General features: G+C 71.7%; 21 protein-coding genes. 15 read left to right on the forward strand and 6 right to left on the reverse strand.

Annotated elements, in window-relative coordinates:
* The first annotated feature begins 33 nt into the window (after positions 1 to 33).
* The 10 genes from AB0I67_RS36255 (at position 34) to AB0I67_RS36300 (ending at position 13,724) form a co-directional block, all read left to right on the forward strand.
* Entirely contained in the window at positions 34 to 840 is an 807-nt protein-coding gene (locus AB0I67_RS36255) for a sirohydrochlorin chelatase (protein ID WP_357933398.1), read from the forward strand.
* A gap of 119 nt (positions 841 to 959) precedes the next feature.
* Entirely contained in the window at positions 960 to 2,141 is a 1,182-nt protein-coding gene (locus AB0I67_RS36260) for a nicotinate-nucleotide--dimethylbenzimidazole phosphoribosyltransferase (RefSeq protein WP_357933401.1), read from the forward strand.
* Positions 2,142 to 2,151: 10 nt separating this feature from the next.
* Positions 2,152 to 3,165, forward strand: coding sequence for an agmatinase (speB, locus tag AB0I67_RS36265; RefSeq protein ID WP_357933404.1), 1,014 nt, complete (start codon positions 2,152 to 2,154; stop codon positions 3,163 to 3,165).
* A gap of 73 nt (positions 3,166 to 3,238) precedes the next feature.
* Positions 3,239 to 4,471, forward strand: coding sequence for a uroporphyrinogen-III C-methyltransferase (gene cobA / locus AB0I67_RS36270; protein ID WP_357933406.1), 1,233 nt, complete (start codon positions 3,239 to 3,241; stop codon positions 4,469 to 4,471).
* Positions 4,468 to 6,414: an AAA family ATPase gene (locus tag AB0I67_RS36275; RefSeq protein ID WP_357933408.1), complete on the forward strand. Its 1,947-nt coding sequence runs from the start codon at positions 4,468 to 4,470 to the stop codon at positions 6,412 to 6,414. The genes cobA and AB0I67_RS36275 overlap by 4 nt, the downstream gene beginning before the upstream one ends.
* Complete coding sequence (locus AB0I67_RS36280; protein WP_357933410.1) at positions 6,411 to 8,006, forward strand: ABC transporter; 1,596 nt, start codon at positions 6,411 to 6,413, stop codon at positions 8,004 to 8,006. Before AB0I67_RS36275 ends, AB0I67_RS36280 begins: the two co-directional genes overlap by 4 nt.
* Before the next feature lie 189 nt (positions 8,007 to 8,195).
* A complete protein-coding gene (locus AB0I67_RS36285; RefSeq protein WP_357933412.1) occupies positions 8,196 to 8,753 on the forward strand; it encodes a single-stranded DNA-binding protein in 558 nt (185 codons plus the stop codon).
* Between the two features lie 635 nt (positions 8,754 to 9,388).
* Positions 9,389 to 10,540 (forward strand): GGDEF domain-containing protein, encoded by a 1,152-nt coding sequence (locus AB0I67_RS36290; protein ID WP_357933415.1) that lies wholly within the window; start codon positions 9,389 to 9,391, stop codon positions 10,538 to 10,540.
* 970 nt (positions 10,541 to 11,510) lie between these two features.
* Positions 11,511 to 13,175 carry an energy-dependent translational throttle protein EttA gene (ettA, locus tag AB0I67_RS36295; protein WP_357933418.1) on the forward strand — a complete coding sequence of 555 codons (1,665 nt, stop codon included), beginning with the start codon at positions 11,511 to 11,513 and terminating at the stop codon, positions 13,173 to 13,175.
* 120 nt (positions 13,176 to 13,295) lie between these two features.
* Complete coding sequence (locus AB0I67_RS36300; protein WP_357933421.1) at positions 13,296 to 13,724, forward strand: thioesterase family protein; 429 nt, start codon at positions 13,296 to 13,298, stop codon at positions 13,722 to 13,724.
* Here the strand turns inward: AB0I67_RS36300 and AB0I67_RS36305 are convergent.
* The 5 genes from AB0I67_RS36305 to AB0I67_RS36325 all read right to left on the reverse strand — a co-directional run bounded on the left by AB0I67_RS36305 (position 13,696) and on the right by AB0I67_RS36325 (position 17,581).
* Positions 13,696 to 13,998: a hypothetical protein gene (locus AB0I67_RS36305; protein WP_357933424.1), complete on the reverse strand. Its 303-nt coding sequence runs from the start codon at positions 13,996 to 13,998 to the stop codon at positions 13,696 to 13,698. The genes AB0I67_RS36300 and AB0I67_RS36305 overlap by 29 nt on opposite strands.
* Positions 13,999 to 14,024: 26 nt before the next feature.
* Entirely contained in the window at positions 14,025 to 15,524 is a 1,500-nt protein-coding gene (locus tag AB0I67_RS36310) for a glycoside hydrolase family 13 protein (protein WP_357933427.1), read from the reverse strand.
* Positions 15,521 to 15,901, reverse strand: coding sequence for a globin (locus tag AB0I67_RS36315; RefSeq protein ID WP_357933430.1), 381 nt, complete (start codon positions 15,899 to 15,901; stop codon positions 15,521 to 15,523). The genes AB0I67_RS36310 and AB0I67_RS36315 overlap by 4 nt, the downstream gene beginning before the upstream one ends.
* A 15-nt stretch (positions 15,902 to 15,916) precedes the next feature.
* Complete coding sequence (locus tag AB0I67_RS36320; RefSeq protein ID WP_357933433.1) at positions 15,917 to 16,897, reverse strand: mechanosensitive ion channel family protein; 981 nt, start codon at positions 16,895 to 16,897, stop codon at positions 15,917 to 15,919.
* A gap of 399 nt (positions 16,898 to 17,296) precedes the next feature.
* Entirely contained in the window at positions 17,297 to 17,581 is a 285-nt protein-coding gene (locus AB0I67_RS36325) for a hypothetical protein (protein ID WP_357933435.1), read from the reverse strand.
* Between the two features lie 280 nt (positions 17,582 to 17,861).
* On the opposite strand from AB0I67_RS36325, the gene AB0I67_RS36330 reads away from it, so the two are divergent.
* From AB0I67_RS36330 to AB0I67_RS36340, 3 genes are all read left to right on the forward strand, one after another.
* Entirely contained in the window at positions 17,862 to 19,409 is a 1,548-nt protein-coding gene (locus AB0I67_RS36330; RefSeq protein ID WP_357933437.1) for an XRE family transcriptional regulator, read from the forward strand.
* Positions 19,409 to 19,888 carry a GNAT family N-acetyltransferase gene (locus tag AB0I67_RS36335; protein WP_357933440.1) on the forward strand — a complete coding sequence of 160 codons (480 nt, stop codon included), beginning with the start codon at positions 19,409 to 19,411 and terminating at the stop codon, positions 19,886 to 19,888. Before AB0I67_RS36330 ends, AB0I67_RS36335 begins: the two co-directional genes overlap by 1 nt.
* 97 nt (positions 19,889 to 19,985) lie before the next feature.
* A complete protein-coding gene (locus AB0I67_RS36340; protein ID WP_357933443.1) occupies positions 19,986 to 22,544 on the forward strand; it encodes a LuxR C-terminal-related transcriptional regulator in 2,559 nt (852 codons plus the stop codon).
* On the opposite strand, the gene AB0I67_RS36345 is transcribed toward AB0I67_RS36340, so the two are convergent.
* A complete protein-coding gene (locus tag AB0I67_RS36345; RefSeq protein ID WP_357933446.1) occupies positions 22,541 to 23,431 on the reverse strand; it encodes an inositol-3-phosphate synthase in 891 nt (296 codons plus the stop codon). The two genes, AB0I67_RS36340 and AB0I67_RS36345, sit on opposite strands and share 4 nt — an antisense overlap.
* A gap of 21 nt (positions 23,432 to 23,452) precedes the next feature.
* On the opposite strand from AB0I67_RS36345, the gene AB0I67_RS36350 reads away from it, so the two are divergent.
* Together AB0I67_RS36350 and AB0I67_RS36355 are read left to right on the forward strand one after the other, a co-directional pair.
* Positions 23,453 to 23,968 carry a DinB family protein gene (locus AB0I67_RS36350; protein WP_357933449.1) on the forward strand — a complete coding sequence of 172 codons (516 nt, stop codon included), beginning with the start codon at positions 23,453 to 23,455 and terminating at the stop codon, positions 23,966 to 23,968.
* Between the two features lie 192 nt (positions 23,969 to 24,160).
* On the forward strand, positions 24,161 to 25,399 hold the full coding sequence (locus AB0I67_RS36355) for a DMT family transporter (RefSeq protein ID WP_357933451.1): 1,239 nt from the start codon (positions 24,161 to 24,163) through the stop codon (positions 25,397 to 25,399).
* Positions 25,400 to 25,446 lie beyond the last annotated feature (47 nt).

The following is a 25,446-nucleotide window of genomic DNA, read 5'->3' on the forward strand; positions in this document are numbered from 1 at the left end:
TCCCGCTTTCTTCCCCCGAGGTGAATCCGCGAGATGAAGCCGCCGCTGCTGCTGATCGGGCAGGGCTCGCACGACGATGCCGGCTCGGCCGAGTTCGGCCGGTTCGTGCACCGGCTCCGCTGCCGGCTCGACCAGACCGCCGCCGACGTCTCCGGCGGGTACCTCAAGCAGTCCATGCCACGGCTGAGCGACTCCGTGGCCTCGCTGGTCGCGCGCGGCCACCACCGGCTGGTGGCCTTGCCGCTGAGCCTCAGCAAGGTGGGCGAGGAGTTCCCCGCGGCGATGGCGCTCGAGCAGGAGAGGCACCCAACCCTCATGTACGACACCGGACGTCCCCTGGGCCCCGACCCCCGCGTGCTCTCGCTCCTGGCCGAACGGCTGGAGGAGGCGGTCGCCGACCTGCCCGCCTCCGGCCCGCTCCGCCTGGTGACCGAGGACGAGCCGCAGCCCATCTCCCCTTCCGAAACCGCGATCGTGCTGGTCGGCGAGGGCTCCACCGACCCCGTGGCCAACGCCGAGGTGCACCGCGTCTCGCGGCTGTTCTGGGAGACGCACGGCTACGACTACATGACCGTCGAGACCGCCTTCGTGTCGGTCACCCCGCCCGGCGTGCCCGGCGGCCTGGAGCGCTGCCGCCGCCTGGGCGCGCGCCGGGTCATCGTGCTGCCGTACCTGCTGTTCGCGGGCGGGATGCTGGAGCGGGTCTGGGCCCAGGCCCTGGCCTACGGGGCCGGGCACCCGGACCTCGACATCCGTTGCGCCGAGGTCATCGGGGACTGCGAGGCGCTGGCCGACGTGGTCATCGACCGCTACGAGGAAGCCCTCCAGCCCGTCTCCTGACCTTTGCTGCTCCTGGCCCGTCCCGCCGGTCCTTGATTCGTCCCGCCGTCTTCCCCTGCCCGGCCGTCCCCCTCCGACCGGCTCACCGTCCTCTGCTCAGGTCCCCTGGGGGTACACCCGTGTCCGACGCCCGCCCGGTGCTCCAGTCCGTCCTCGAAGCCATCCGCCCGGCCGACCCGCGCGCGCTGGCCGCCGCCCGCGCGCACCAGGGCCGCCTCACCAAGCCGCCCGGGTCGCTCGGCGTGCTGGAGGACGTCGCGGTACGGCTGGCCGGTGCGGCCGGCGTCAACCCGCCGCCCATGCCCGCCCCCGCCGCGCTCGCCATCTTCGCCGCCGACCACGGCGTCCACGCCCAGGGCGTCAGCCCGTGGCCGCAGGAGGTCACCGTGCAGATGGTGGCCAACTTCCTGGCCGGCGGCGCGGTCGCCAACGCCTTCGCCGCCCAGGCCGGCGCCTCCGTCACCGTCGTCGACGTCGGCGTCGCCGCCGACCTGCCGCCGGGGGAGGGGCTGCTCGTCCACAAGATCGGGTACGGCACGGCCGACCTGTCCCTGGGCCCCGCGATGACCTCGGACGAAGCGGTCGCGGCCCTGGAGGCGGGCATCTCGGTCGCCCGCAGCCTGGTGGCCTCCGGCGCCCGCTGCCTCATCACCGGGGACATGGGCATCGCCAACACCACCGCCTCGGCCGCCCTCATCGCCGCCTACACCGGCCTGGACCCCGCCACGGTCACCGGCCGCGGCACCGGCATCGACGACGCCACCCACACCCACAAGGTCGCCATCGTCCGCCGCGCCCTGGCTACCAACAACCTCCCCACGGGCTCGGGCGCCCCCACGCCCCCCGCCCCCGCCGCAGGGCCGTCCCCTTCCCCCGAAGTCCAGGGAACCCCCGCGGACCTCCCCTCGAAGCCCACGCCGGGGGACGTCGGCGAGGCCCTCAGGATCCTGGCCGCAGTAGGCGGCTACGAACACGCCGCCCTCGCCGGCTTCATCCTGGGCGCGGCCGAAGCCAGAGTCCCGGTGATCCTCGACGGCGTCATCGCCGGCGCCGCCGCCCTGGCCGCCCAGGCCCTGGTCCCGCACGTGACCGACCATTGCATCGCCGGCCACCGCTCGGCCGAGCCCGGCCACGCCGCGGCCCTGATTCACCTGGGCCTCCGCCCCCTCGTAGACCTGGAGCTCCGCCTCGGCGAGGGCACGGGCGGCCTCCTGGCCCACCCCCTGGTCTGCTCCGCCGTACGGGTGATGCACGACGTGGCGACCTTCGACTCGGCGGGAGTGACGGAAAAGCCCGTGTGATGATGGTGGGATGACGCGCTACGGCCCGATGTACGGCCCCGACATCACCTTCCTCGGGGTCGAGCGGTGCGACGTCAACGATCCGGCCACCTTCGCCGGCGCCGACGTCGTGATCATCGGCGCCCCGTTCGACGGCGGCACCTCCCACCGGCCGGGCGCGCGGTTCGGGCCGATGGCGTTGCGCCAGGCCTGCTACCTGCCGCACGACGGCTCCCGCCCGAGCCTGGCCATGCGCGTGGACGCCCTGCGCGACCTGCGGGTCCTGGACGCGGGCGACGTCGAGTGCTTCTCCGGCGACGTGGACACCGCGCTGGCCGCGATCGAGGACGCCGTCCACCGCATCGCGGTCTCCGGCGCGATCCCGATGGTCCTGGGCGGCGACCACACGGTCGCGCTGCCCGACGCCAGGGGCACGGCCAGGGCTCATGAGCCGGGCCGTACCTCGATGATCCACTTCGACGCGCACGCCGACACCGGCGACATCGCCTTCGGCCACCTGTACGGCCACGGCCAGCCGATGCGCCGCCTGATCGAGTCGGGCGCGATCCGCGGCGACCGCTTCCTGCAGATCGGCCTGCGCGGCTACTGGCCCGAGCCGGAGACGCTGAGCTGGATGGCCGAGCAGAACATGCGCTCGTACGAGATGACGGAGATCGTCCATCGCGGCCTGGAGGAGTGCCTGACCGAGGCGTTCGCCATCGCGCTGGACGAGTGCGACCAGATCTACCTCTCGGTGGACATCGACGTCTGCGACCCGGGGCACGCCCCCGGCACCGGCACGCCGGAACCGGGCGGGTTGTCCTCGCGGCAACTGCTGGATGCGGTGCGTCGAATCTGTTACGAACTTCCGTTGGCCGGGATGGAAGTGGTGGAAGTCGCGCCGCCGTACGATCATGCGGAAATCACGGCATTGCTTGGAAATCGCGTGATTCTGGAGGCATTGTCAGCGATGGCCAGACGACGAAAAGATCTTGCTGATGGCAGGAGCTGGGACCCGCGCCAACCGCTTCTTGACGATCGTTAACACTTCTGTGCAAACAACCCGGTAGGTTTGCCTCCTAAATACACCATTCTTCGCGAACGGGAGATCAGCCGACATGGGCCCCTACCTCCTCGGCCTGCGACTTTCCGGCCGCCGGGTCCTCGTGGTCGGCGGCGGGCGGGTAGCCCAGCGGCGCGTGCCCGCGTTGCTGGAGGCGGGCGCGGTGGTCACGCTCGTGTCCCCGAGCGTCACGCCGGCCCTGGACGATCTCATCGCCGCCGGCCGCATCACCTGGCTGGCCCGGCCGTACCAGGTGGGCGACGTGGACGGCGCCTGGCTCGTGCAGGCCTGCACCGACGTCCGCGAGGTCAACGCGGCGGTCGCCGCCGAGGCGGAGGCCAAGCGGGTCTGGTGCGTGCGCGCCGACGACCGCGACGCCTCGGCCGCCTGGACCCCGGCCTCCGGACGCGTGGACGAGATCAGCGTCGCGATCACCGCGGGCGGCGATCCGCGCCGCGCGGCCGGCATCCGCGACGCCGTGGTCGGCGCCCTGCGGGACGGCACCGTGGACGCCCGGCGCAACCGCGCCAAGCCGGTCGGCGTCGCCCTGGTCGGCGGCGGACCCGGCGACCCCGGCCTGATCACCGTGCGCGGCCGGCAACTCCTCGCCCAGGCCGACGTGGTCGTCGCCGACCGCCTCGCCCCGCGCGCGCTGCTCGACGAGCTCGCCGCCGACGTCGAGCTGATCGACGCGGCCAAGGTCCCGTACGGCAGGGCGCTGCCGCAGGAGGAGATCAACGCGATCCTGATCGAGCGGGCCCGCGAGGGCAAGTTCGTGGTGCGGCTCAAGGGCGGCGACCCGTTCGTCTTCGGCCGCGGCGGCGAGGAGGCCCTGGCCTGCGCCCGCGAGGGCATCCCGGTGGTGGTCGTGCCCGGCATCACCAGCGCGGTCGCCGTCCCGGCCTCGGCCGGGGTGCCGGTCACGCATCGGGGGATCAGCCAGGAATTCCACGTGATCTCCGTGCACGTCGCCCCGGACGACCCGCGCTCGACCGTCGACTGGCCCGCATTGGGGCGTTCCACCGGGACGCTGGTGCTGATGATGGCGGTCGAACGGATCGAAAAGATCGCCGAAGCGCTCATTCGCGAAGGACGTTCGCCGGAAACTCCCGTAATGGTGGTACAGGACGGTACTCTTCCGACCCAGCGCGCGGTTGTCGCCTCTCTTTCCACCGTGGCGGAGCGGGTGACCGGAGCCGGCGTACGGCCACCGGCGATCGTCGTCGTGGGTGACGTCGTCAGGGTCGGCCAGGAGGTCGAGATGGTTCGAGCGGAGCGGGTGCCGTGAACACCGCTGCCGACAGGACGGGTGACGCCGCCATGGAGAACGAGCACCCGGAGTCGCTGGGGGAGCAGACTCTGAGCATGTCCGCGATCAAGGAGCCTCCGGCGGAGGAGGACGTGGTCGAGGAGGAACCGGCCGAGGAGCCTGTCGCCGACGACTCCGACTCCTCGGAGGACGCCGGGGAGTCCGGTGACGCTGCCGCGGATGAGGCCGAAGAGGTCGAAGCCGAGGTCGACGAGGCCGAGATCGACGAGGCCGAGATCGACGAGGCCGAGGGGACGCCTGCCGTACCCGAGGGGGAGGCCGAGCAGGAGCTGCCCGACGAGGCCGTCGAGCAGCTCACCGGCGCCCTGGCCCAGTTGCGCCAGAGCGTGCTCGACCTGAAGTTCGGCCTCGACCTGCCGGGAGCCGAGGAGGCCAGGCAGGCCCGCGCCGAGCTGCTCGCGCAGTTGGAGGACTACGTCATCCCGCGCGTGCGGGTCAGCAGCGCGCCCGCGCTGATCGTGGTCGCGGGCTCCACCGGCGCGGGCAAGTCCACCCTGGTCAACACCCTCGCCGAGAAGAACGTCAGCCGCACCGGCGTGCGCCGCCCCACCACCGGCACGCCCGTGCTCACCTGCCACCCCGGCGATCTGCCCTGGTTCGCCGACGGCGACCTGCTCGGCGGCCTCAAGCGCATCGAGCAGGTCTCCCGCGACGCCGGCCCGGACAGCCTGGTCGTCGCGGCGACCGAGAAGCTGCCGCAGGGCGTGGCGCTGCTCGACACCCCCGACATCGACTCGGTCGTCGAGGAGCACCACGAGATCGCGCACCGCATGCTCGACGCCGCCGACATCTGGATCTTCGTCACCACCGCCACCCGCTACGCCGACGCGCCCGCCTGGCAGTTGCTCCGCCTGGCCCGCGAGCGCGGGGTACGGCTGGCCATCGTGCTGTCCCGTGTGCAGCCGCGCTCGCGCGAGACGGTGATGAAGCACTTCGTCCGGATGCTCACGGAGTACGGCCTGGGCGACGTGGACCGTTTCGTGGTCGAGGAGTCGAAGGTCACCGACGGCCGGCTGCCCGACAGCGAGATGACCGACCTGCGCATGTGGCTCGCCGAGCTGTCCGTCGACGGCGAGCGCCGCTCGCAGGCGGTCCGGCAGACGCTCAACGGCGTGCTCGACAGCTTCCGCACCCGCGTGCCCGCGCTGGCCAGGCACCTCGAAGGGCACGTCGCCTTCCGCGGCGAGCTCCGCACCGACGTCGAGGCCGCCTACCTGGGCGGTTTGTCCAGGATCGAGGCCGCCGCCCGCGACGGCTCCCTGCTGCGCGGCGAGGTGCTCGCCCGCTGGCAGGACTTCGCCGGCTCCGGCGACCTGCTGCGCACCATCCAGCTCCGCGGCCGCGCGCCCCGGCAGATGCCCGAACGCCTCATGGCCTTCAAGGCCGCGCTCCGTACCGGCCTGGAGTCCCTGATCGTCTCCTCCGCCACCCGCGCCGCCGAGGAGGTCGCCGCCCGCTGGCGCCGCCGCTCCGAGCTGGGCGCCACTCTCGGCGAGGGCCTCGACCGCCCCTCCGAGGAGCTGGTACGGCGAGCCAACCGGGCGGTCTCGGCCTGGCAGGAGCACGTCATGGAGCTGATCCGCACCGAGGGCGTGGCCAAGCGCTCGGTCTCCAAGGTGGTCTCCTTCGACCCCGACGCGCTCTCCCTGATCTTCATGGTCGGCCTGTTCGGCGGCTCCTCCGACGGGGTGCCGCAGAAGCTGGTCAACGCGCTGCTCGGCGCCGAGTCGTTGCGCGCGATCTCCGTCAAGTCGCTCAGCGACCTGCGGGCGCGCGTCAGCATGCTCTTCGACGAGGAGGCCATGCGCTACGTCCGCACCCTGGACGCCGCCGGCATCCCCGACGAGAGCGCGGCCACCCGCCTCTACCAGGCCACGTACAACCTCGAGGTGGCGCGATGACGACGCTCGCCCCAGCCCGGGCGCCGCTCGCCCAGCGGCTCTCCGCCCTGTCCAAGCTCGTCGAGCTCGGACCCGGCCGGCTGGACAAGCCGCTCCTGTCCGAAGCCGGCACCCTGCTGCTGCGCGCCGGCGACCGGCTCAAGCTCTCCTCCGAGCACACCGTGGTCGCCCTCGCCGGCGGCACCGGCAGCGGCAAGTCGTCGCTGTTCAACTCGGTTTCGGGGCTGGAGCTGTCGCCCACCGGCGTGCGCCGCCCCACCACCGCCCGCACGCACGCCTGCGTCTGGGGCCTCGAAGGCGCCGCGCCGCTGCTCGACTGGCTGCAGATCCAGTGGCGCCACCGCTTCGCCCGCGCCTCCGCGCTGGACAAGGGCGAGTCCCAGCTCCACGGGCTCATCCTGCTCGACCTGCCCGACCACGACTCCATCCGCGCGCTCACCGACCCCGAGGCCGACCGGCTCATCGGCGTCGCCGACGTGGTCGTCTGGGTGCTCGACCCGCAGAAGTACGCCGACGCGGCCACCCACCGCCGCTACATCGCCGAGCACGCCGGCGCCGACGCGGTCACCGTCTTCGCGCTCAACCAGGTCGACCGGCTCGCCCCCGAGGAACTGGCCGAGCTGGTCATCGACCTCAACGACCTGCTGCGCCGCGAAGGCGTCGCCCACCCGACCGTCGTCACCACCTCGACGGTCACCGGGCGCGGCATCGACTCGCTCAAGAGCGTCCTCGCCGAGGCGGTCTCCAAGCGGCGCGCCGCCGTGCAGCGGCTCGAAGCCGACCTCGACCGGCTGGTCAGGAAGCTCGACGCCCCCGGCGACGCGCCCGCCGCCGTCGACGCCGCGCGCCGGGTCGGCCTTACCGACGCGCTCTGCGACGCCGTCGGCGTCCCGGCCGTCGGGGACGCCATGGAGAACATCTACGCCGAGCGCTCGCGCTCCTACGTCGGCTGGCCGGTCGCCCGGCTCGTCTCGGCGCTGCGGCCCGACCCGCTCAAGGCCCTGCGCCTCACCGACCTCCGCGAAGAGATCGACGGCCTGGCCGACGGCGTCGTCACCGCCCAGCCCGCCGAGGTGGAGAACGCCGTCCAGGCGCTGGCCGACGGCCTCTCCGCCGACATGCGCCCCGCCTGGCGCGCCGCCGTCCAGCACGCCGCCCGCACCCGCTCCGGCCAGTTGCCGCAGGCCCTCTCCGACGAGCTCGAAGAGGTCGCCCCGCAGCTCGCCCGCGTCCCCGGGTGGTGGCGGGCGGTGCAGGTCTGGCAGTACCTCCTGGTCGCGGCCTTCCTGCTCGGGGCGGCCTGGATGGTCATCGCCCTGGCCGGCATCCCGGTCGGCATCGCCGCGCTGGGCGACACCGGGTCCCTGCCGTGGGTGGGCATCGGCATGGCCGTCGTCCTGGCCATCGGCGCCCTGACCTCGATCGCCTGCCGCAACTTCGTCGTCCTCGGGGCCTCGCGGGAGCGGGAGCGGCTCGAACTGGAGATGCGCCGCCGCGTCGCCACCGTGGCCGAGGGCCTCGTCGTCGAGCCGGTCGAGCGCGAACTGGCCCGCCACCACGAGTACAACGCCGCCCTCCGCGCCCTCAAGTAACCCGGGCCCTGAGGTATCCCCGCCCTCAGGTCACCCCGCGTCGCTCACGCTGTCGGGCCCTGTCCACACCCGGGGCCCGCCCCAGCCGGTCATCCACAGAACCCCATTCGGCAGCGGTGCCGCCCACCCGCTTTCCGCCAACGTGTGTCGCCAGTAGGCGGGCAGCCGGCCCGCCCCGTGGGAGGCACCATGAACGACATCTACATCACCCTCACCGGCAACGTCGCAGCCGAGCCCCGCCAGCACACCTTCGACGACGGAGCGAGGGTCACCTCCCTCCGCGTGGCGTCCAGACACCGGTACTTCGACAAGAAAGCCCAGGTCTGGGCCGACGGCGAGACCGTCTACTTCGCCGTTCGCTGCTGGCGCGGCCTGGCCGACAACGTCGTCCAGTCCGTCCAGGTCGGCCACCCGGTCATCGTCTCGGGCCGGCTCCGCATCCGCGAGTTCGGCCCCGAGGGCGAACGCCGCTTCATGCCCGAGATCGAGGCCTCCGCCGTGGGGCACGACCTCCGCTGGGGTCTGGGCGCCTTCTCCAAGCCCGAACGCTCCGGCCTGACCGGCGGCATCACCCCCGAGCACCGCGAACAGCTCGACGAGGACACCCGCGACTGGGCCCTGCCCGCCGCCGGCCGCTACAGCCGCCCCGGCCCCGACCCCGCCACCGCGACCGACGACCCCGCCGTCCGCGTCCTGGGCGCCCCCGAGGACGACGAAACCTGGACCACCGAACCCCAGGCCGCCTGACCCCCTCAACGGTGCGGCTTGCCGGGCACCCTCGTGTACGGCAAGCCGCCCGGGGCCCAGAAAAGACGAATGCGGCCGCCCACCGAACGAAGGTGAGACAGCCGCGACAAGAGCGCCGCCCGGAACGGAGGGATGGGCGCGAGAGAGGCCCGGACGCCGGCGCGACACCAGACCCCGGCAAGGAAGGCAGGCAGGACGGAGTGGAGGGGAGGAGGGGGCGCCGGTCGGGTCTCAGAGCTGGTGAAACGAGGTCGGAGAGCGGCCGGCCGACGGCTTGTGTCCGTGCCTGACGGCTAGAGCACCGTTCAGGTCCAGGTCACGCCCCGCACCATGGCTGCTCCTTTCCCGGACGGCCCGCTCGCGGAGTGAGCGAACCCACTGAGGCCCCACGAAGAGTGCGGCCATGGGGCCAAACGTATCGGTTCCCGTCGCACGACGCACACTCCGCAACTATTGTGTTACACATCGTTAGGCAGAGAGGAGGCGAGATGGCGGCGTCGAGTCACACCTCAGCCAAGCCTCGTGACGGTGTGTCAACCTTGGCCGGCCGTTGGCCGTTGCTCGGACAACGCCAAGCTCTCGTCATCTACCTATGTGGGATCGTAACTCTGGATCTCGTGGCGATTGTGGCGTTTGTGACTCTTACCGAGTTCGAGTTGCCGCAGTTGCTGACGTTCACCGCATTGATGGCGTGTGGCGCGGTCTGCATCGAGGCCACCCGGCGGCTGGGCATGCCGGCCGGGGTCTCGCGTGACCTGCTGTCGGCCTGGTGGCTTCCCGTCGCGTTGCTTCTTCCCCCCGTGTACGCCCTCTTCGCACCGATCCTGCTGCAGGTGTTGCTGCAGTGGCGGGTGCGGGCCACGGTCATCTACCGCCGCGTGTTCAGCTCGGCGGCCATCGGGCTGGCCGGGTGCACGGCTTCGGTGGTGTTCCATCACTTCGTTCCCGACGTCGCCGTGTTGTCCCGGGGTACGGCGGGGCCGATCCTGCTGGCGGTGGGCTGCGCGGCGCTCTTCGCGGTGCTGAACACCGGGCTGATCGCCGTCGCGGCGCACACCTCCGACCCGGACACCCGCTGGCGGGACGTGCTGTGGGACCGAGAGAGCGCGCTGCTGGACGTGGTCGAGCTCTGCCTCGGGGTGCTCGTGGCGATCGCCTGCGGGATCAACCTCGCGTTGCTCATCCTGACCCTGCCGCCCGTGGTGTTGCTGCAGCGGAGCCTGCTGCACGCCCAGTTGCAGGCCGCGGCGCGGACCGACCCCAAGACCGGGCTGCTCAACGCGGCGGCCTGGCAGCGGGAGGCCGACACCGAGATCGTCCGTGCTCGCCGTACCGGTGAGACGCTGGCGTTGCTCATCGTCGACATCGACCACTTCAAGCGGGTGAACGACACCTACGGGCACCTGGTGGGGGACCAGGTGCTGGCCGGGGTGGCGGCCACGCTCCGGACCCAGCTCCGCGACTACGACGTCGTCGGGCGCTTCGGCGGCGAGGAGTTCGTCGTCCTGCTGCCCCGGGCGGACGTCGCCGAGGCGCGTCGCGTCGCCGAGCGGCTCCGTAGCCGGGTCGGCCGGATGGCCATCGCCGCCGACGAGGCGCTGATCACCGTCACCATCTCGGCGGGGGTCGCGGTCATGAGCCTGCACGGCGACGACCTCATCGAACTGCTCGCCGCCGCCGACCTCGCCCTCTACCGGGCCAAGGAACTGGGCCGCGACCGCATCTGCCTCCCCGCCCCCGCCCAACGCCCCCCCACCACCGAACCAGCCCCCGAACCCCAGCCCTGACCTCTCCCGGGCACCTGCACTGAGCCGCCTGTTGCCTCGGGCCCAGCATGGTGGGCCCACCATGCAGGGGCCCACCATGCTGGGCCCCTGCTCGGCCCCCTGCTCGGCCCCCTGCTCGGCCCCCTGGTCGGGCCACTGCTCGGGCCACTGCTCGGGCCACTGCTCGGGCCCCGCTTCCACGGGTCCACCAGCGCGGGCCCGATTCCTCGGGTCCACCTCGGCCCGTTCCCTCGGCCCCGTTCCCCTCGGCCCCGTCCCCGGGCCGACCTGCGCGGCGCCCTGTCCGAGGTCGGGGCCGAGGCCGGGCAGATCCACCCGAGCCCCTGCTCGCGGGTCACCTTTCGTGGGCCACCGGGCAGAGGCCCGTCCGGGGCCGCGGCAAGGCTGCGCGCCGAGGTGCGTGCTCGGGAGCACCTAGCTGCGCGGCCAGCCACCCCCAAGGCCCGCCGCCCCCCTCCAGGCCCGCCACCACCTCGGGCCCGTCCACCCCGGCCAACCACCCCGGCCCCCACCACCCCGGGCATGCCAGCACCCCCGGCCCGCCACCACTCCCAAGGTCCGCCAGCACCTCGGGTTCGCCATCCCGGGCCGGTCATCCCGGGCCGGTCATCCCGGGCCGGTCATCTCGGGCCGGTCATCCCGGGCCGGTCATCTCGGGCCGGTCATCTCGGGCCGGCCATCCCGGGTCCGCCATCCCGGGCCAATCACCCCGGGCCACCTGCGCGCGGCCGCCCACCCCTCATGGGCCACCCACCCCTCATGGGCCACCCGCCCCTCACGGGCCGCCCGTCCGGGGGCCAAGTGCTCGGGGTGGTGGCGACTGCGCCCCGGGCCGGTGGCCCGCCGGTTCGGTGGGAGGGCTGGTCGGGTGGTTCGTGTGGGGTTCGTGGGGTGGGGCGGCCGGCTGGGTGCGGGGGCAGCGAGGGAAGTTCGCGCGAGGGGGTCCCCGGGAGGGCCTAAGCTAGGTGGCATGCCGGAGTACATCTACACGTTGCAGCGCGTGCGCAAGGCGCACGGCGACAAGGTTGTCCTTGACGACGTCACGCTGTCGTTCCTGCCGGGTGCCAAGATCGGCGTGCTCGGTCCGAACGGCACCGGAAAGTCGACGCTGCTCCGGATGATGGCCGGTCTCGAGCAGCCGTCGAACGGAGAGGCGCGGCTGATGCCGGGCTTCACGGTGGGGATGCTCCAGCAGGAGCCCCCGCTGAACGAGAGCAAGACGGTGCTCGGAAACGTCCAGGAGGGCGTGGCCGACACGATGGAGAAGCTCGCGCGGTTCAACGAGATCGCCGAGCTGATGGCCACCGACTACAGCGACGAGCTGCTGGCGGAGATGGGCCGGCTCCAGGACGTGCTCGACCACCGCAACGCCTGGGACCTGGACAGCCAGCTCGAGCAGGCGATGGACGCGCTGCGCTGCCCGCCGCCGGACGCCGAGGTGAGCAAGCTGTCGGGTGGTGAGCGCCGCCGGGTGGCCCTGTGCAAGCTGCTGCTGGAGGCCCCCGACCTGCTGCTGCTGGACGAGCCGACCAACCACCTCGACGCCGAGAGTGTCAACTGGCTGGAGCAGCACCTGGAGAAGTACCCCGGGACCGTCCTGGCCGTCACCCACGACCGGTACTTCCTGGACAACGTGGCGACCTGGATCCTGGAGCTCGACCGCGGCCGGTGCTACCCCTACGAGGGCAACTACTCCACCTACCTGGAGAAGAAGGCCGCCCGTCTGAAGGTCGAGGGCCAGAAGGACGTCAAGCGCAAGAAGCGCCTGGAAGACGAGCTGGAGTGGGTCCGGTCCAACCCGAAGGCCCGCCAGACCAAGAGCAAGGCCCGTCTGCAGCGCTACGAGGAGATGGCCGCCGAGGCGGACAAGTTCCGCAAGCTCGACTTCGAGGAGATCCAGATCCCGCCGGGCCCGCGTCTGGGCACCACGGTGATCCGGGCCGACCACCTCACCAAGGGCTTCGACGACCGGCTGCTGATCGAGGACCTCTCGTTCGACCTGCCGCGTAACGGCATCGTCGGCATCATCGGCCCGAACGGCGTCGGTAAGACGACCCTGTTCCGCATGATCACCGGGAACGAGACGCCCGACAAGGGGACGATCACCGTGGGCGACACGGTGCAGATCTCCTACGTCGACCAGTCCCGGGCCGGCATCGACCCGAACAAGAACGTCTGGGAGGTCGTCTCCGACGGGCTCGACCACATCAAGGTCGGCCACGTCGAGATGCCTTCGCGCGCCTACATCGCGGCGTTCGGCTTCAAGGGGCCCGACCAGCAGAAGAAGGCCGGGGTGCTGTCCGGTGGCGAGCGCAACCGCCTCAACCTGGCGCTGACCCTCAAGCAGGGCGGCAACGTGCTGCTGCTGGACGAGCCGACCAACGACCTCGACACCGAGACCCTGTCGTCGCTGGAGAACGCGCTGCTCGACTTCCCGGGCTGCGCTGTGATCACCTCCCACGACCGGTGGTTCCTCGACCGGATCGCGACCCACATCCTGGCTTGGGAGGAAGGGTCGAACTGGTTCTGGTTCGAGGGCAACTTCGCCGACTACGAGAAGAACAAGATCGAGCGGCTGGGGGCCGAGGCGGCTCGCCCGCATCGCGTGACCTACCGCAAGCTGACTCGCGACTAGGTCATAGGGCTGTGCTTGGCGGCCGGGTTCCCTCAGGGGAGCCCGGCCGTTCCGCATCCGAACACCAGGGGCTGCCGGACCCGGTCAAAGGTGGGTGAGCGGGACCGGTACGGTGGCGGGGTGGTTGAGGAGAACGGGCAACACCCCCCGAAGCAACGGCACGTCTTCCAGCGAATGGTCCGCTTCGCCGACATCGACTCGCTGGGCCATGTGAACAACGTCCGCTTCCTGGACTACCTGGAAGACGCCCGCACCGCCATGTTCTTCATCGACGCCGCGGAGAGGTTCAAGGGCCTGGTGATCGCCCGCCACGAGGTGGACTACAAGCGCCCGCTGACCTTCCGCACCACCCCTGTGACGGTGGAGTCGTGGGTGAGCGAGATCCGGCCGGTGCGGTTCGTGCTGGAGTACGAGGTGAAGGACGGCGACGAGGTCTTCGTCCAGGCCCGCTCGGTGCTGGTCTCCTACGACGTCGAGCGCGGCGCCCCCAGACGGCTGACCGAGGACGAGCTGGCCTACCTCACAAGATTTCACACGGAACGTCCCTGACCACCACGCGGTCGAGGGTGAAGGCGCCGGTGTCGGACTGCCCCTCGCCCGGGTTGAGGCAGTAGGTCCGGGGGAGCCGCCCGACGGTGCCGTGGATGTCCAGGCTGTCGGGCGTCTTGTTGAGCATGGACCGGGCGAAGCTGCCCGGCGCCGGGTCCTCCAGGTGCGAGGAGGTGTATCTCGTCCCCACCCAGGTGCAGAATTCTCCCGGCGTGCAGGCGCAGGGCCCGGCGGGGACGAGGAGGGCGGCCACCAGGGTGAGCGAGTGCAGCATGCAGCCCACCCTAGGTGACGGATTCGCTACTGCGTGCTAAGCCAGACGGCTGTGTCGGGCGGTAGCAGGGTGCCGGTGAGGGGCTGGCTGGCGAGGATGACCGAGGAGTGCGGCGGCAGCGGCACGGCTTCCAGTCCGCAGTTGATCGCGCAGATGAGCGGTCCGCGGGTGAAGAAAAGTACATCCGAGGGGGAGTCCAGCCACTCCAAGGTATAAGGAAGGGTTTTCAGCAGGTCACGCCGTACGGATAGGGCTGTCCGATAGAACTCGAGCGTCGAGTCCGGCTTCCCGGCCTGCGCCGCGACGGACAGGTCGGCGAAGATCTCGGGCTGGGGCAGCCACGGCTCCGCCGTACCGAAGCCGAGCGAGACCCCGGAGGCCTCCCAGGGCAGTGGGACGCGGCAGCCGTCCCGGCCGGGCAGGGTGCCCTCGGACTGGAAGAAGATCGGGTCCTGCCGCGCCTCGGCGGGGATGTCGGTGACCTCGGGCAGGCCCAGCTCCTCGCCCTGGTAGAGGTAGGCCGAGCCGGGCAGCGCCAGCATGGTCAGCAGGGCCGCCTTGGCGCGGGAGAGCCCGGCGCCGGGGTCCTCCAGGCCGTACCGGGTGCGGTGCCGTACGACGTCGTGGTTGGACAGCACCCAGGTGGCGAAGGGCACCGAGGCCAGGGTGTCGTCGATGACCTTCTTGAAGGCGTCGGCCGACCAGGGCGCCTGCAGCCAGGCGAAGTTGAAGCTCTGGTGCAGCTCGTCGGGCCGCACGTAGCGGGCGAGGTCCTCCGGGTCGTCGGTCCAGACCTCGCCGACGGCCATCCGCTCGCCGGGGTAGCTCTCCAGGACGCGCCGCCAGTCGCGGTAGACCTCGTGCACCTCGGGCTGGCCCCAGATCGGCGAGACCGCCTTGAACGACTGGTCGTCGATGTCCGGCAGCCCGGGCGCCTTGTACAGGCCCATCGCCACGTCGATGCGGAAGCCGTCCACGCCGCGGTCGAGCCAGAAGCGCAGGATGGAGCGGAACTCCTCGTGGATCTCGGGGTTGCGCCAGTTGAAGTCCGGCTGCGACGGCGCGAACAGGTGGAGGTACCAGCTTCCGTCGGCGAGCTGCGTCCAGGCCGGCCCGCTGAAGGTGGACTGCCAGTTGTTGGGGTGGTCACGGAAGATGTAGCGGTCCCGCTTGACGCCGCGCAGCGCCTCCTTGAACCACTCGTGCTGCGAGGAGCTGTGGTTCGGCACGATGTCGACGATCACCCGCAGGCCGAGCGCGTGCGCCTCGGCCACCATCGCGTCGAAGTCGGCCAGCGAGCCGAACAGCGGGTCCACGTCGCGGTAGTCGGCCACGTCGTACCCGCCGTCGTTCATCGGCGACGGGTAGAAGGGCGTCAGCCAGACGGCGTCCACCCCCAGCTCCGCCAGGTACGGCAGGCGTTCCCGTACGCCCGCCAGATCCCCGACCCCGTCACCGGAGGCGTCGGCGAAGCTGCGGACATAGATCTCGTAGACGACGGCGTCACGCCACCAGGGGATGCTCATCCATGTGAATTGACCAGGCTATGGGCGGCATAAACCAAATAGTCCCAAAGCCGGGTTTCCTGCTCGGCCGGCAGCTCCAGCGACTCGACCGCGTCGCGCATGTGCCGCAGCCAGGCGTCGCGCTCGGCGTCGCCGATGACGAACGGCGCGTGCCGCATCCGCAGCCGGGGGTGGCCGCGCTCCTGGCTGTAGGTGTTGGGGCCGCCCCAGTACTGGATCAGGAACCCGCGCAGCCGGTCCTCCGCCCCGGCGAGATCCTCTTCGGGATACATCGGGCGCAGCAGCGGATCGGCGGAGACGCCCTCGTAGAAGCGGTGCACGAGACGCTTGAAGGTCTCGTCGCCGCCGACGGCGTCGTAGAAGGAGGGCTCGCTCACGTTGAGTTCCAATGTCTAGGGGGCCAGCGCTATTCCCGCCGCGTCCAGCGCCGCCTTGACCCGCAGGCGCAGTTCCCGGGCCACCTCGGCCTGCTTGGACGGCAGGGTCTTGACGGAGATGCGGAAGACCAGCGAGCTGTCGGACATCTGCTCGACGCCGAAGACGTCCGGCTGGTCGATGATGGCCGATTCGCGCAGCTCGGCGTCGGCCCACATCTCCTCGGCCACCTGCTCCAGGATGAGCTTGACCGTGGTCACGTCGGTCGAGTAGGCGACCGGCACGTCGAGGAAGGCGCGCGACCAGCCCTGCGACTCGTTGCCCACCCGGGCGATGGTGCCGTTGCGCACGTACCAGACGCGGCCGTCGGCGTCGCGCAGCCGGGTGATGCGCAGGCTGACCGCCTCGACGGTGCCGATCGCCGCCCCGACGTCGACCACGTCGCCCACGCCGTACTGGTCCTCCAGCAGCATGAACATGCCGGCGATGAAGTCCTTGACCAGTTCCTGGGCGCCGAAGCCGAGGGCGACGCCGACGATGCCGACGCTGGTGAGCAGCGGGGCGATCGGGATGGTGAGCTTCTCCATCACGGTCAGGACGGCCGTGCCCATGATCACGATGGTGGCCACGTGCCGCAGGACCGAGCCGATGGTCTCGGCGCGCTGCTTGCGGCGTTCCTGCAGCAGGGCGTCGATGCCGTCGGTCGCCGAGGAGGTCTTGCGCCACCTGCTGGTGAGGGGCCCGCTCGCGGCCCGGACGACCACCCGGGAGATCAGCCGGTGCACGATCTTACGGATCAGGATCGCGACGACCAGGATGACGACGATGGTCAGGACGGTGGCGCCGAGCGGGGCGATGCTGTTGGGCAGGAACCCGCTGAAGAACGAGCACACCGGGTCGCCTGAGCACCCCATCGCCATCTCGTTGACGAGCTGTGCGGGGTCGGGAAGACCCGAGGAGGGCGAGGGCGTGGGAGTCGGCGACGGTGTGGGGGACACGAAAGAGCAATCCTTCCGGAAGCGGTTCGGCCGGCAGTGATCATAGGGTCGTTTTCACCCTATCCACACCGCCGACCGAACCGGCCGCCGTCACATCACGCCGGGGAAGACGGGGACGCGAGGGCCCTGGGCCGCGGAGGGAGGACCCTCGCGCTCCGGTGACGTACGGCTCGGCCGGGACACACACCCGGAAGTGTGTCCCGAGCCGTTTCCGGGCGGGATCCCTGCGGATCCCCGTTCATGGCGGGCACGTGGCCCGGACCAACCCTTGGAGTGGGAGCCGGCGAGGTGTCCAGAACCCCAGAGGGATTCTCCGCACCGTCCACCTCGCCGGCTCCGTGAGGCCGCCGTGGGTGCGGTGGGCCGTGGTGGCTGCGCTCCACCCGGTCCACCGCCATGTCACTCCCCCACCGCGGCGAGTACGCGGGCGACCTTGGTCGCCGCTCCAGCCGGGTCGTCGGCCTGGTGCATCCGCTCGCCCCAGGACCAGCAGTACCACCAGTCCGTCACCTCGGGCACCGGCGCCTGGCGGCAGGTCACGCTCTCGGTCAGGCTCGTGGCTTCCGGGTTGATCACGCGGACGAAGGCCCGACCGGACTGGGACCGGACCACTCGTGCGAGCAGCCCCTTCGCGCCCAGTTCCGAGACCAACCGCTCCAGATGCCCGAGGTTTTCGTCCCCCACCTCGATTCCTCCCCACTCGTCGAACCGTTGCTGGTGGAGTCAACATGACTCATTAATCAAGGTCACGCAACGCAGACAAGGTGCATACAGGGAGTCCCCCTGTCCCTCGTGGGTTGTAAGAAACAGTCCGCGGGAGGACGATCCTTAACCGTAAGCTTCAAGCACACGTTTTCAACCTGGCCTCAATGGTTCATAGTTTTGAATAGGCGTACTGCAACCTAGCGATTACGCAACGTCATCGGTTATGGACCGTGTGGCCACGTGTGAGAGGGGCCGGTGGATGTCCGGCAGGCAGCACAGGGAGACGGAGATCGCGCGGCGGGTCCGGGCCAAGGGCCTGGCCGGCGGCCGATCGTCCGCCCAGATAGCCGAGGAGATCTGGGAAAACTGCAATCCGCAGTTCGGCACGACCAAGATCAAGGCCCACCGGCTGTCGCACGGCATCGCGCTGGCCGACGTCATCGAGCAGGTGCGTGCCCTGTTCGAGCGGGACGAGAAGCCGGTGCCCGGCATCGGTGAGACGCTCCTGTCGGCGTACGAGAGCGGGCTCAAGCGGCCCGGTCCCGAGTACCTCCACTACCTGTGCACCGTCTACCGGGTCGAGCCCATCTCGCTCGGCTACGACGGGCCCTGCATCTGCGGCCACGGGCACCGGATGCCCGGGCTGGTCCGTGGCGAGCTGCCGAACAACGTCGGCGCGCCCTACCACCAGACCCGCGATCCGATGCTGGTGCTGCCGACCACGCCGCCGCCGGTCGAGCCGGAGACCGAGGAGGACGAGAACGTCCTCCGCCGGACGCTTTTACAGCTTCTGTCCAACAATCCCAAGGCCTCCTTCACCCCGACGGTGCTGGCGGCGACGGAGGGCATCCGGCGGCGGATGGACGACACGCTCGTCTCCGCGAGCGTCTCCCCGGCGATGCTCGACCAGTGGGAGGAGGCGACGCTCAGCTTCGGCCGGCAGTACACCACGACCGCGCCGCTGCGGCTGCTCTGCGACGTCCTGCTCGAACTGAGCGCGGTGCGCAACGCGATGACCCACCGCCAGCCGGTGGACCTGGCCGAGCGGCTGTGCCGGATGTCGGCGCAGCTCTCCGGCCTGAGCGGCATGATCATGATCAACCTGGGCGACCACCGCCAGGCCCGCTCCTTCTTCCGCACCGGCCGCCTGGCCGCCGACGAGACCGGCGACCGGGCGCTGCGCGCGTGGGTGACCGCCCGCGAGGCGCTCGTCCCGCTCTACTACGGCGACGCCCGCGAGGCGCTCAACCTGGCGAAGAAGAGCCGCGACCTGGCCGGCCAGACCCCGTGCGCCGCGCAGGCGATGGCGCCGGTCGTCGAGGCCAGAGCACTGGCCATGCTCTCCGGCACCGACAGCAAGAAGGAGGTCGTCGACCAGGCCAAGCGGGCGCTGTCCCGGGCCAGGGCGGCCTTCTCGCACATGAAGGCCCACGAGCAGCACGACATGGCCTTCGGCTACACCGAGAAGCAGCTCTACTTCTACCAGGGCGACGTGCTCACCAAGCTGGGCCAGACCCTGGAGGCCGACGTCGTCCTCGAACAGGCGCTCCACGCCTACCAGGACCACATCCTCGACCAGACGCTCATCCGGCTCGACCGTGCCCACTGCCGGCTCATCGAAGGGGATGCCGACGAGGCCATCCGGATCGGGATCGACGCGCTGGAACAGCTCACTCCCGACTACCGGACCGACTTCATCATCCGTCCCGCGACCGAGCTGGAGCGCGCCCTGGTCAAGGCCGGCCACGGCGACCACCCCCTGATGGAGGGGTACCGGCAACAACTGCGGATAGGGGCAGACGACTGATGAAGATCCGGCGTTATCGCTGGTCCGACCTCGACACCATCAAAGCCCTGCACCAGGTCTGCCTGGCCGGGGTCGGGCTCTTCCCGGGCGACGGCGTCTACTACGACGACGACTTCCCGCGCATCCACGAGCTCTACCTCGCCGCCGGCGGCGACTTCCTGGTCGGCGAGTGCGAGCGGCGCGTCGTCGCCATGGGCGGGCTCAAGCCGATCGAGCCCGGCGTCGTCGAGCTCTGCCGGCTGCGGGTGCACCCGGAGTTCCAGGGCCGCGGCTTCGGCGACGCCATGCTCACCGCCCTGGAGGAACGCGCCGCCGAGCTGGGCTTCCAGCGCGTGCGCGGCGACACCACGCTCAACCAGCCGGCCGCCCTCGCGCTCTACGCGCGGCACGGCTGGCAGGAGGTCGGCCGCCAGCAGGTCGGCGACCTCGTCGTCGTCTACGGCGAGAAGCCTCTCTCCTCGGTGCCCTCGCGCATCTGACCTGTATCAAATCCCCGGCCCGCGGCTCTCACCTTGCATGCGGGGTCCATGGCGCTTCACAGCGCGGGAGGAACACCTGGTCCGGGTCGGGCTCGCGATGCGGAGCCGGCGGGGGATCGTGATCTCCGGGGCGGCCGGGGTGGGCAAGACCCGGCTCGCCGCCGAGGCCGTCGCCGAGCTGACCGGCGCGGACGTGGTCCGGGTCGCCGGCACCGAGGCCGCGGCGGGCATCCCCTTCGGGGCTTTCGCCGCCGCGCTGCCTGCCGTACCGCCGCCGGCGGGGGAGCGGCCGCGCGGCAACCTGTTCGCGTGGGCGGCGGCGGCGCTGCCGCCCGCCCACCGCCTGGTGCTCTTCGTGGACGACGCCCACCTGCTCGACCGGGCCTCGGCCGCGCTGGTGCTGCACCTGGCGCTGCAGCGCCAGGCCCGGATCGTCGCGACGGTACGGCAGGGCGCCCGCCCGGTCGACGCGGTCACCGCCCTGTGGAAGGACGACCTGCTCCCGAGACTGGAGCTGGCGCCGTTCACGCCCGCCGAGTCGGCCCGCGTCCTGGCCGGGGCGCTCGACGGCCCGATCGCCTCCGAGTCGGCCGACCGGCTCTTCGGGCTGACCGAGGGGAACGTGCTGTTCCTGCGCGAGGTCGTGCTGGCCGGGCTGGACAGCGGCACGCTCAGCCGCCGGCACGGCCTGTGGAGCTGGCACGGCTCCTGGACGCTCGGCACCCGGCTGAGCGAGCTGGTCGAGTCGCGCCTGGGCCTGCTGGACGCCGCCGAGCGCGGCGTGCTGGAGTACACCGCCTTCGGCGAGCCGCTCGGCCTGGACCTGCTGATCCGGCTGGCCGGGGAGGAAGCCGTGGACCGGGTCGAGGCCAGGCGGCTGATCAAGATCACCCGAACCCGGCGCCGCGCCGCCGTCCGCCCCGCCCACCCCCTGTACGGCGAGGCGGTCCGGGCCGCCACCGGCCTGGGCGCCCGCCGCCGGATCCTGCGCCGCCTGGCGGAGGCCACCGAGGCGAGCGGCGCCCGTCGCCGCGAGGACGCGTTGCGCATGGCGGTCTGGCGGCTGGACGGCGGCGCCCACGCCGACCCCGAGCCCCTGTGCACCGCCGCGGCCACGGCCTGGGCCGCGCTCGACCACGAGAGCGCGATCCGGCTGGGCCGCGCGGCGGTCGAGGCCGGTGGCGGCGTCGAGGCGGCCGCCCGGCTGGCCGTGGTGCTGCACTTCATGGAACGGTACGACGAGGCCGACGAGGTGCTCGACCGGGTCGCGGGGGAGCCGGCCGGCGAGCGCCAGCGTGCCCTGTACGTCTACGCCAGGGCGCTCGGCCTGGCCTGGGGCCGCGGCCGCCCGGCCGAGGCGACCGACCTGCTCACCGCGACGGTCGCCGGCCTGCGCGAGCCGTTCTGGCAGCAGTACCTGCGGGTGCTGAAGGCGGTCTTCCTGGTCTCCGGCGGCGACTGCGCCGGTGCGCTGGCGGAGACGGCGGAGCTTCGCGCGCTCGGCCCGGTCGCGCCGGTGATCGACGCCTCGGCGGGGATGGCCGAATCCCTCGCCCTGGCGCACCTGGGCGAGACCGGGCGGGCGGTGGCCATCGCGGAGGCCGCCGTCGCCGCCAGGGACTCCTGGAGCGATCTGGTCGCCGGGGGCGCGCCCTCGTTCAAGTCCGCCTGCGTCAGCGCCCTGGCCTACGCCGGGGACCTGCGGGCGGCCGAGCGGCAGGCGGAGGAGGCGCGGCGGATGCTGCTCGCCCCTGGCGCGCCCTGGCGGCGCGCGATGGCGGTCTGGTGCGGCCAGCGCGCGATGCTGCTGCGGATGCGCGGCCGGCTACGGGAGGCGCTGCTGGCCACCCGGGAGGGCCAGGCGTCGCTGGGCGACCCGCGCACCGCCTTCGCCGGCGGCCTGGTGCTGGGGGAGCAGGCGCACGCGGCGGCGCTCCTCGGCGAGCACGACGTGGCCGAGGCGGCGCTCGCGCAGGCGCTGGAGCGCGGCGAGCGCAACACGCTGGTCGGGCTCGACTTCGCCGTCGCGCAGGCGCGGCCCTGGCTGCTGGCCGCGCGGGGGAACCTGGCCGGCGCGGTGGCCGAGGCGCTGGCCACGGCCGGACGGATGCGGGAGCGGAGCCTGTGGCCGTACGCGATGTTCGCCCTGCACGACGTCGTACGGCTCGGCCGCCCCGAGCTCGTCGCCGACGAGCTGGCTGAGCTGGCCTGCCGCGTCGACGGCCCCCTGGCCGGACTGCTGGCCCGGCACGCCGCCGCGCGCACCGGGCAGGAGCTGGAGCAGGTGGCCAAGGAGTTCGAGGAGCTGGAGATGGTGCTGTACGCGGCGGAGGCCGAGGCCGGGGCGGCCCGCGCCTTCGGGGAGGCCGGCTGGGACCGGCCCGCCCGCGCCGCCGCGGCCCGCGCGTGGGGGCTGGCCGGGAACTGCCAGGGCGCGCGCACCCCGGCGCTGGCCGGGCTCTCGGCGCCCAGCCTCACCGGCCGGGAGCGCGAGATCGCCGTCGCGGTCGCCGGCGGGCTGACCAACCGGGCGGTGGCCGGGCAGTTCACCATCTCCGTGCGGACCGTGACCAACCACCTGGCCAGCATCTACCAGAAGCTCGGCGTCAACGACCGGGAGAGCCTGCGCCGGCTGCTGGGGCCCGACGGGGCCTAGGAGCCAGGGGCCTTCATCAGCTCGCCGCCCATCAGGCCGCCCCGGCCCTCGCGCAGGGCCTCGTCGGCCTGCCGTACCGCTTCCAGGACGTTGCCGGCGGCGCTGGGGGAGTCCTCCACCACCATGCGCAGCTCGACCTCGACCGGGGAGTCGCCGAAACCCTCGCCCTCGATCCGGATGAAGGCCACCTTCCTGTCCTCCAGGAACGGGATGTAGGAGGCCCCGACATGGGTGGCGAAACCGGCGCCGGTGGCCTTGGTGGCCTGCTTGCTGCGCATCCGGTCGGCGTCCTCCAGGTTGCGGAAGTCCATGTTGCCCCCGGCCAGGAGCTGGTAGGCCCGGCTGAGGCGGACGCCGCCGCGCTGCAGGGCGTCGACGATGGCCCGCTGCACCAGGGTGGCGCCGAAGGAGCTCTTCAGGTCGTCGCCGATGAGCGGCAGGCCGGCGGCCTCGAAGCGGCCGGCCCAGCCGGCGGAGCGGGCCAGGACGGCGGGCATGCAGTTGACGAAGGCGCAACCGGCCCGCAGCGCGGCCTCGGCGTACAGCTCGGCGGCCCGCTGGCTGCCGGTGGGCAGGAAGTTGACCAGGATGCGGGTGCCGCTCTCGCGCAGGTGCGCGACGACCTCCTCCAGGCCCGCCCCGGCGGCGTGCGGGGCGGGGGCGAAGCCGTCGGCCAGCGGCCCGGCGTGCACCGGGACGCCGAGGTGGGGGACCTCGGCGAAGCGGCGGGAGTTGTTCGGCTCGGCCCAGATGGCCTCCGACAGGTCGCGCCCGACCTTGTCGCGGGTGACGTCGAAGGCGCTGGTGTAGCGGATCTCCGGCAGGTGGAAGGAGCCCTGGACGAGTGAGGAGGCGCAGTTCCCGACGCCGACGATTCCGATTCGCACGCCTGATTCTAGGATGGGGCGATGACCTGGACTGCTCCTGAGGTGGAACGCCCGTCCGGCTCGCTCGCCGCGGCCGAGCCCGATCTGCTGCGGGGCCTGCTGGACTGGCATCGCGCGACGACCCTGCACAAGTGCGCCGGGCTGAACGGCGAGCAGCTCGCCGAGCGCTCGGTGCCGCCCTCGGAGATGTCGCTGCTCGGGCTGCTCCGCCACCTGACCGACGTCGAGCGCATCTGGATCCGGCGCCGCTTCGCCGGGGAGCGGGTGGACTTCGCCTACAAGACCGACGCCGACTGGAGCGCCGACTTCCACGACACCGACGCGGCGCGGGCCGAGGAGGTGTACGCCGGGCTGATCAAGGAGTGGGAGGTCTGCGACGCCATCACCGCAGGCCGCGAACTGGACGAAACCGTTACTTCGGGAGATGTGTCGTATTCTCTTCGCTTCATCTATATTCACCTGATCGGTGAATACGCCCGCCATAACGGACACGCCGATCTGTTGCGGGAGCGAGTCGACGGCGTCACTGGTGCGTGACGGAAATCAGGCGATATGGCCGTTTCGCTGAACGAGACGGATGGGGCTAAGCGAACCTGTGAGTGAGGCCCTTCACTCTGAGTGGTAGAGGATCCTCTCCGGGCTCCTGCCTGTGCATCTCCGGTTGCGAATCGTAGTGGCATGCTTCCTGGCATGGCAGTCGTGCCCGCTCCCCGACCCTCCACGGGAGCCGTGCTTCTGTTGTTCGTCAGCGCCGCCTGGGGGTCGGCTTTCCCGCTGATGGACTCGCTCATCGCTCGGTTACCGGTCACGGACCTGCTGACCGAGCGATACTCGATCGCGGCTCTGACGCTCTTCCTCATCCGGCCCGGCAGCCTGCGGGGGCTCTCTCGAGAGACCTGGATCCAGGGGGCGATCCTCGGACTCGTCTTCGGCATCGGCCAATCCGCCCAGGCCTGGGGGCTGAGCGGGCTGACCTCGTCGGTCTCCGGCTTCGCCGTCGGCTGCAACGTCGTGATCACTCCTCTGCTCGGCCTGATCGTCTTCCGCTCCCGGGTGCCGCGGCGCATCTGGGTCGCGGTCGCGCTGGCCGTCACCTCGATGACGCTGTTCACCCTGGTGGGCGGCAGCGACGGCACGCTCGACGCGGTGGCCCTGTCGGCCACCCTCGGCGCGGCCGGCCTCTACTCCGTGCACACGCTGATGCTGGGCTCGATGTCCAGGAAAAGGTTCGACGCCTACGCTGTCACGGTCATCCAGCTCGGCGTGATCGGCCTGGTCACCGGCGGGGTGGCCATCCCCGACGGGCTCCAGTTGCCGCAGCAGCCGGGCGACTGGCTGATCCTGGTGCACCTGTCGGTGATCTCGTGCGCGCTCGGCTTCCTCGCCCGCTCGTACGGCCAGCGGCACGTCTCGGCGGTGCCCGCGGCGGTCCTGATGTCCTCCCAGCCCCTGTGGGCGGCGGGGTTGTCGGTGGCCTTCTTCGGCGAGCGGCTGCACTGGACGCTGCTGGTGGGCGGCGGGCTCACGGCGGTGGCGATGCTGCTCGCCGTACCGCCTCGACAACGGCGCCGGCCGCCCAGGCCGGGCGACCCGAACGTGCTGGCGGTCTCGCGCAAGGCCAAACGCGTGCTGGCCGACCTGCGCCGCCGCCGCGAGGACCCGCTGCGCCTGGGCAAGGACGCCCGGGCGCCTTTCGTCGCGTTGACGACCTGCGAGAACGCCGAGGGCTGCCCCTGGCGCGGGATGAGCGTGAAGGGCGGGCGCGAGCCCAGCCTCGACCGGCTCATCGTCCGGGCCTCGGCCCTCGCCCGCGAGTCGGCCGAGGCTGCCCAGGGCGAGGCTTCGGCCTCGGGCAAGGGAGGTTGTTGCCGGTCCGTAACGGTGTCCGGTCGCTGTCTGTGCCGGCTGCTGGAGGATGCGGAGCGTGACCGGGCACCCCGGGTGGCGTGGTTGCGCACGTCCGGATAAGGGATTATCGGCTGCTGACTCCTAGGGGATTTTCGCTACCACTATCG

This window comes from Nonomuraea sp. NPDC050310 (assembly GCF_040655795.1).
In the GTDB taxonomy this organism is placed as follows: Bacteria; Actinomycetota; Actinomycetes; order Streptosporangiales; family Streptosporangiaceae; genus Nonomuraea.

Bases quoted from the DNA above. Each gene is read 5' to 3' on its own strand.
- speB (WP_357933404.1), top strand. From the start codon at position 2,152: ATGACGCGCTACGGCCCGATGTACGGCCCCGACATCACCTTCCTCGGG.
- cobA (WP_357933406.1), top strand. From the start codon at position 3,239: ATGGGCCCCTACCTCCTCGGCCTGCGACTTTCCGGCCGCCGGGTCCTC.
- AB0I67_RS36310 (WP_357933427.1), bottom strand. From the start codon at position 15,524: ATGAGCATCCCCTGGTGGCGTGACGCCGTCGTCTACGAGATCTATGTC.
- AB0I67_RS36330 (WP_357933437.1), top strand. From the start codon at position 17,862: ATGTCCGGCAGGCAGCACAGGGAGACGGAGATCGCGCGGCGGGTCCGG.
- AB0I67_RS36255 (WP_357933398.1), top strand. From the start codon at position 34: ATGAAGCCGCCGCTGCTGCTGATCGGGCAGGGCTCGCACGACGATGCC.
- ettA (WP_357933418.1), top strand. From the start codon at position 11,511: ATGCCGGAGTACATCTACACGTTGCAGCGCGTGCGCAAGGCGCACGGC.
- AB0I67_RS36305 (WP_357933424.1), bottom strand. From the start codon at position 13,998: ATGCTGCACTCGCTCACCCTGGTGGCCGCCCTCCTCGTCCCCGCCGGG.
- AB0I67_RS36285 (WP_357933412.1), top strand. From the start codon at position 8,196: ATGAACGACATCTACATCACCCTCACCGGCAACGTCGCAGCCGAGCCC.
- AB0I67_RS36280 (WP_357933410.1), top strand. From the start codon at position 6,411: ATGACGACGCTCGCCCCAGCCCGGGCGCCGCTCGCCCAGCGGCTCTCC.
- AB0I67_RS36340 (WP_357933443.1), top strand. From the start codon at position 19,986: ATGCGGAGCCGGCGGGGGATCGTGATCTCCGGGGCGGCCGGGGTGGGC.
- AB0I67_RS36335 (WP_357933440.1), top strand. From the start codon at position 19,409: ATGAAGATCCGGCGTTATCGCTGGTCCGACCTCGACACCATCAAAGCC.
- AB0I67_RS36350 (WP_357933449.1), top strand. From the start codon at position 23,453: ATGACCTGGACTGCTCCTGAGGTGGAACGCCCGTCCGGCTCGCTCGCC.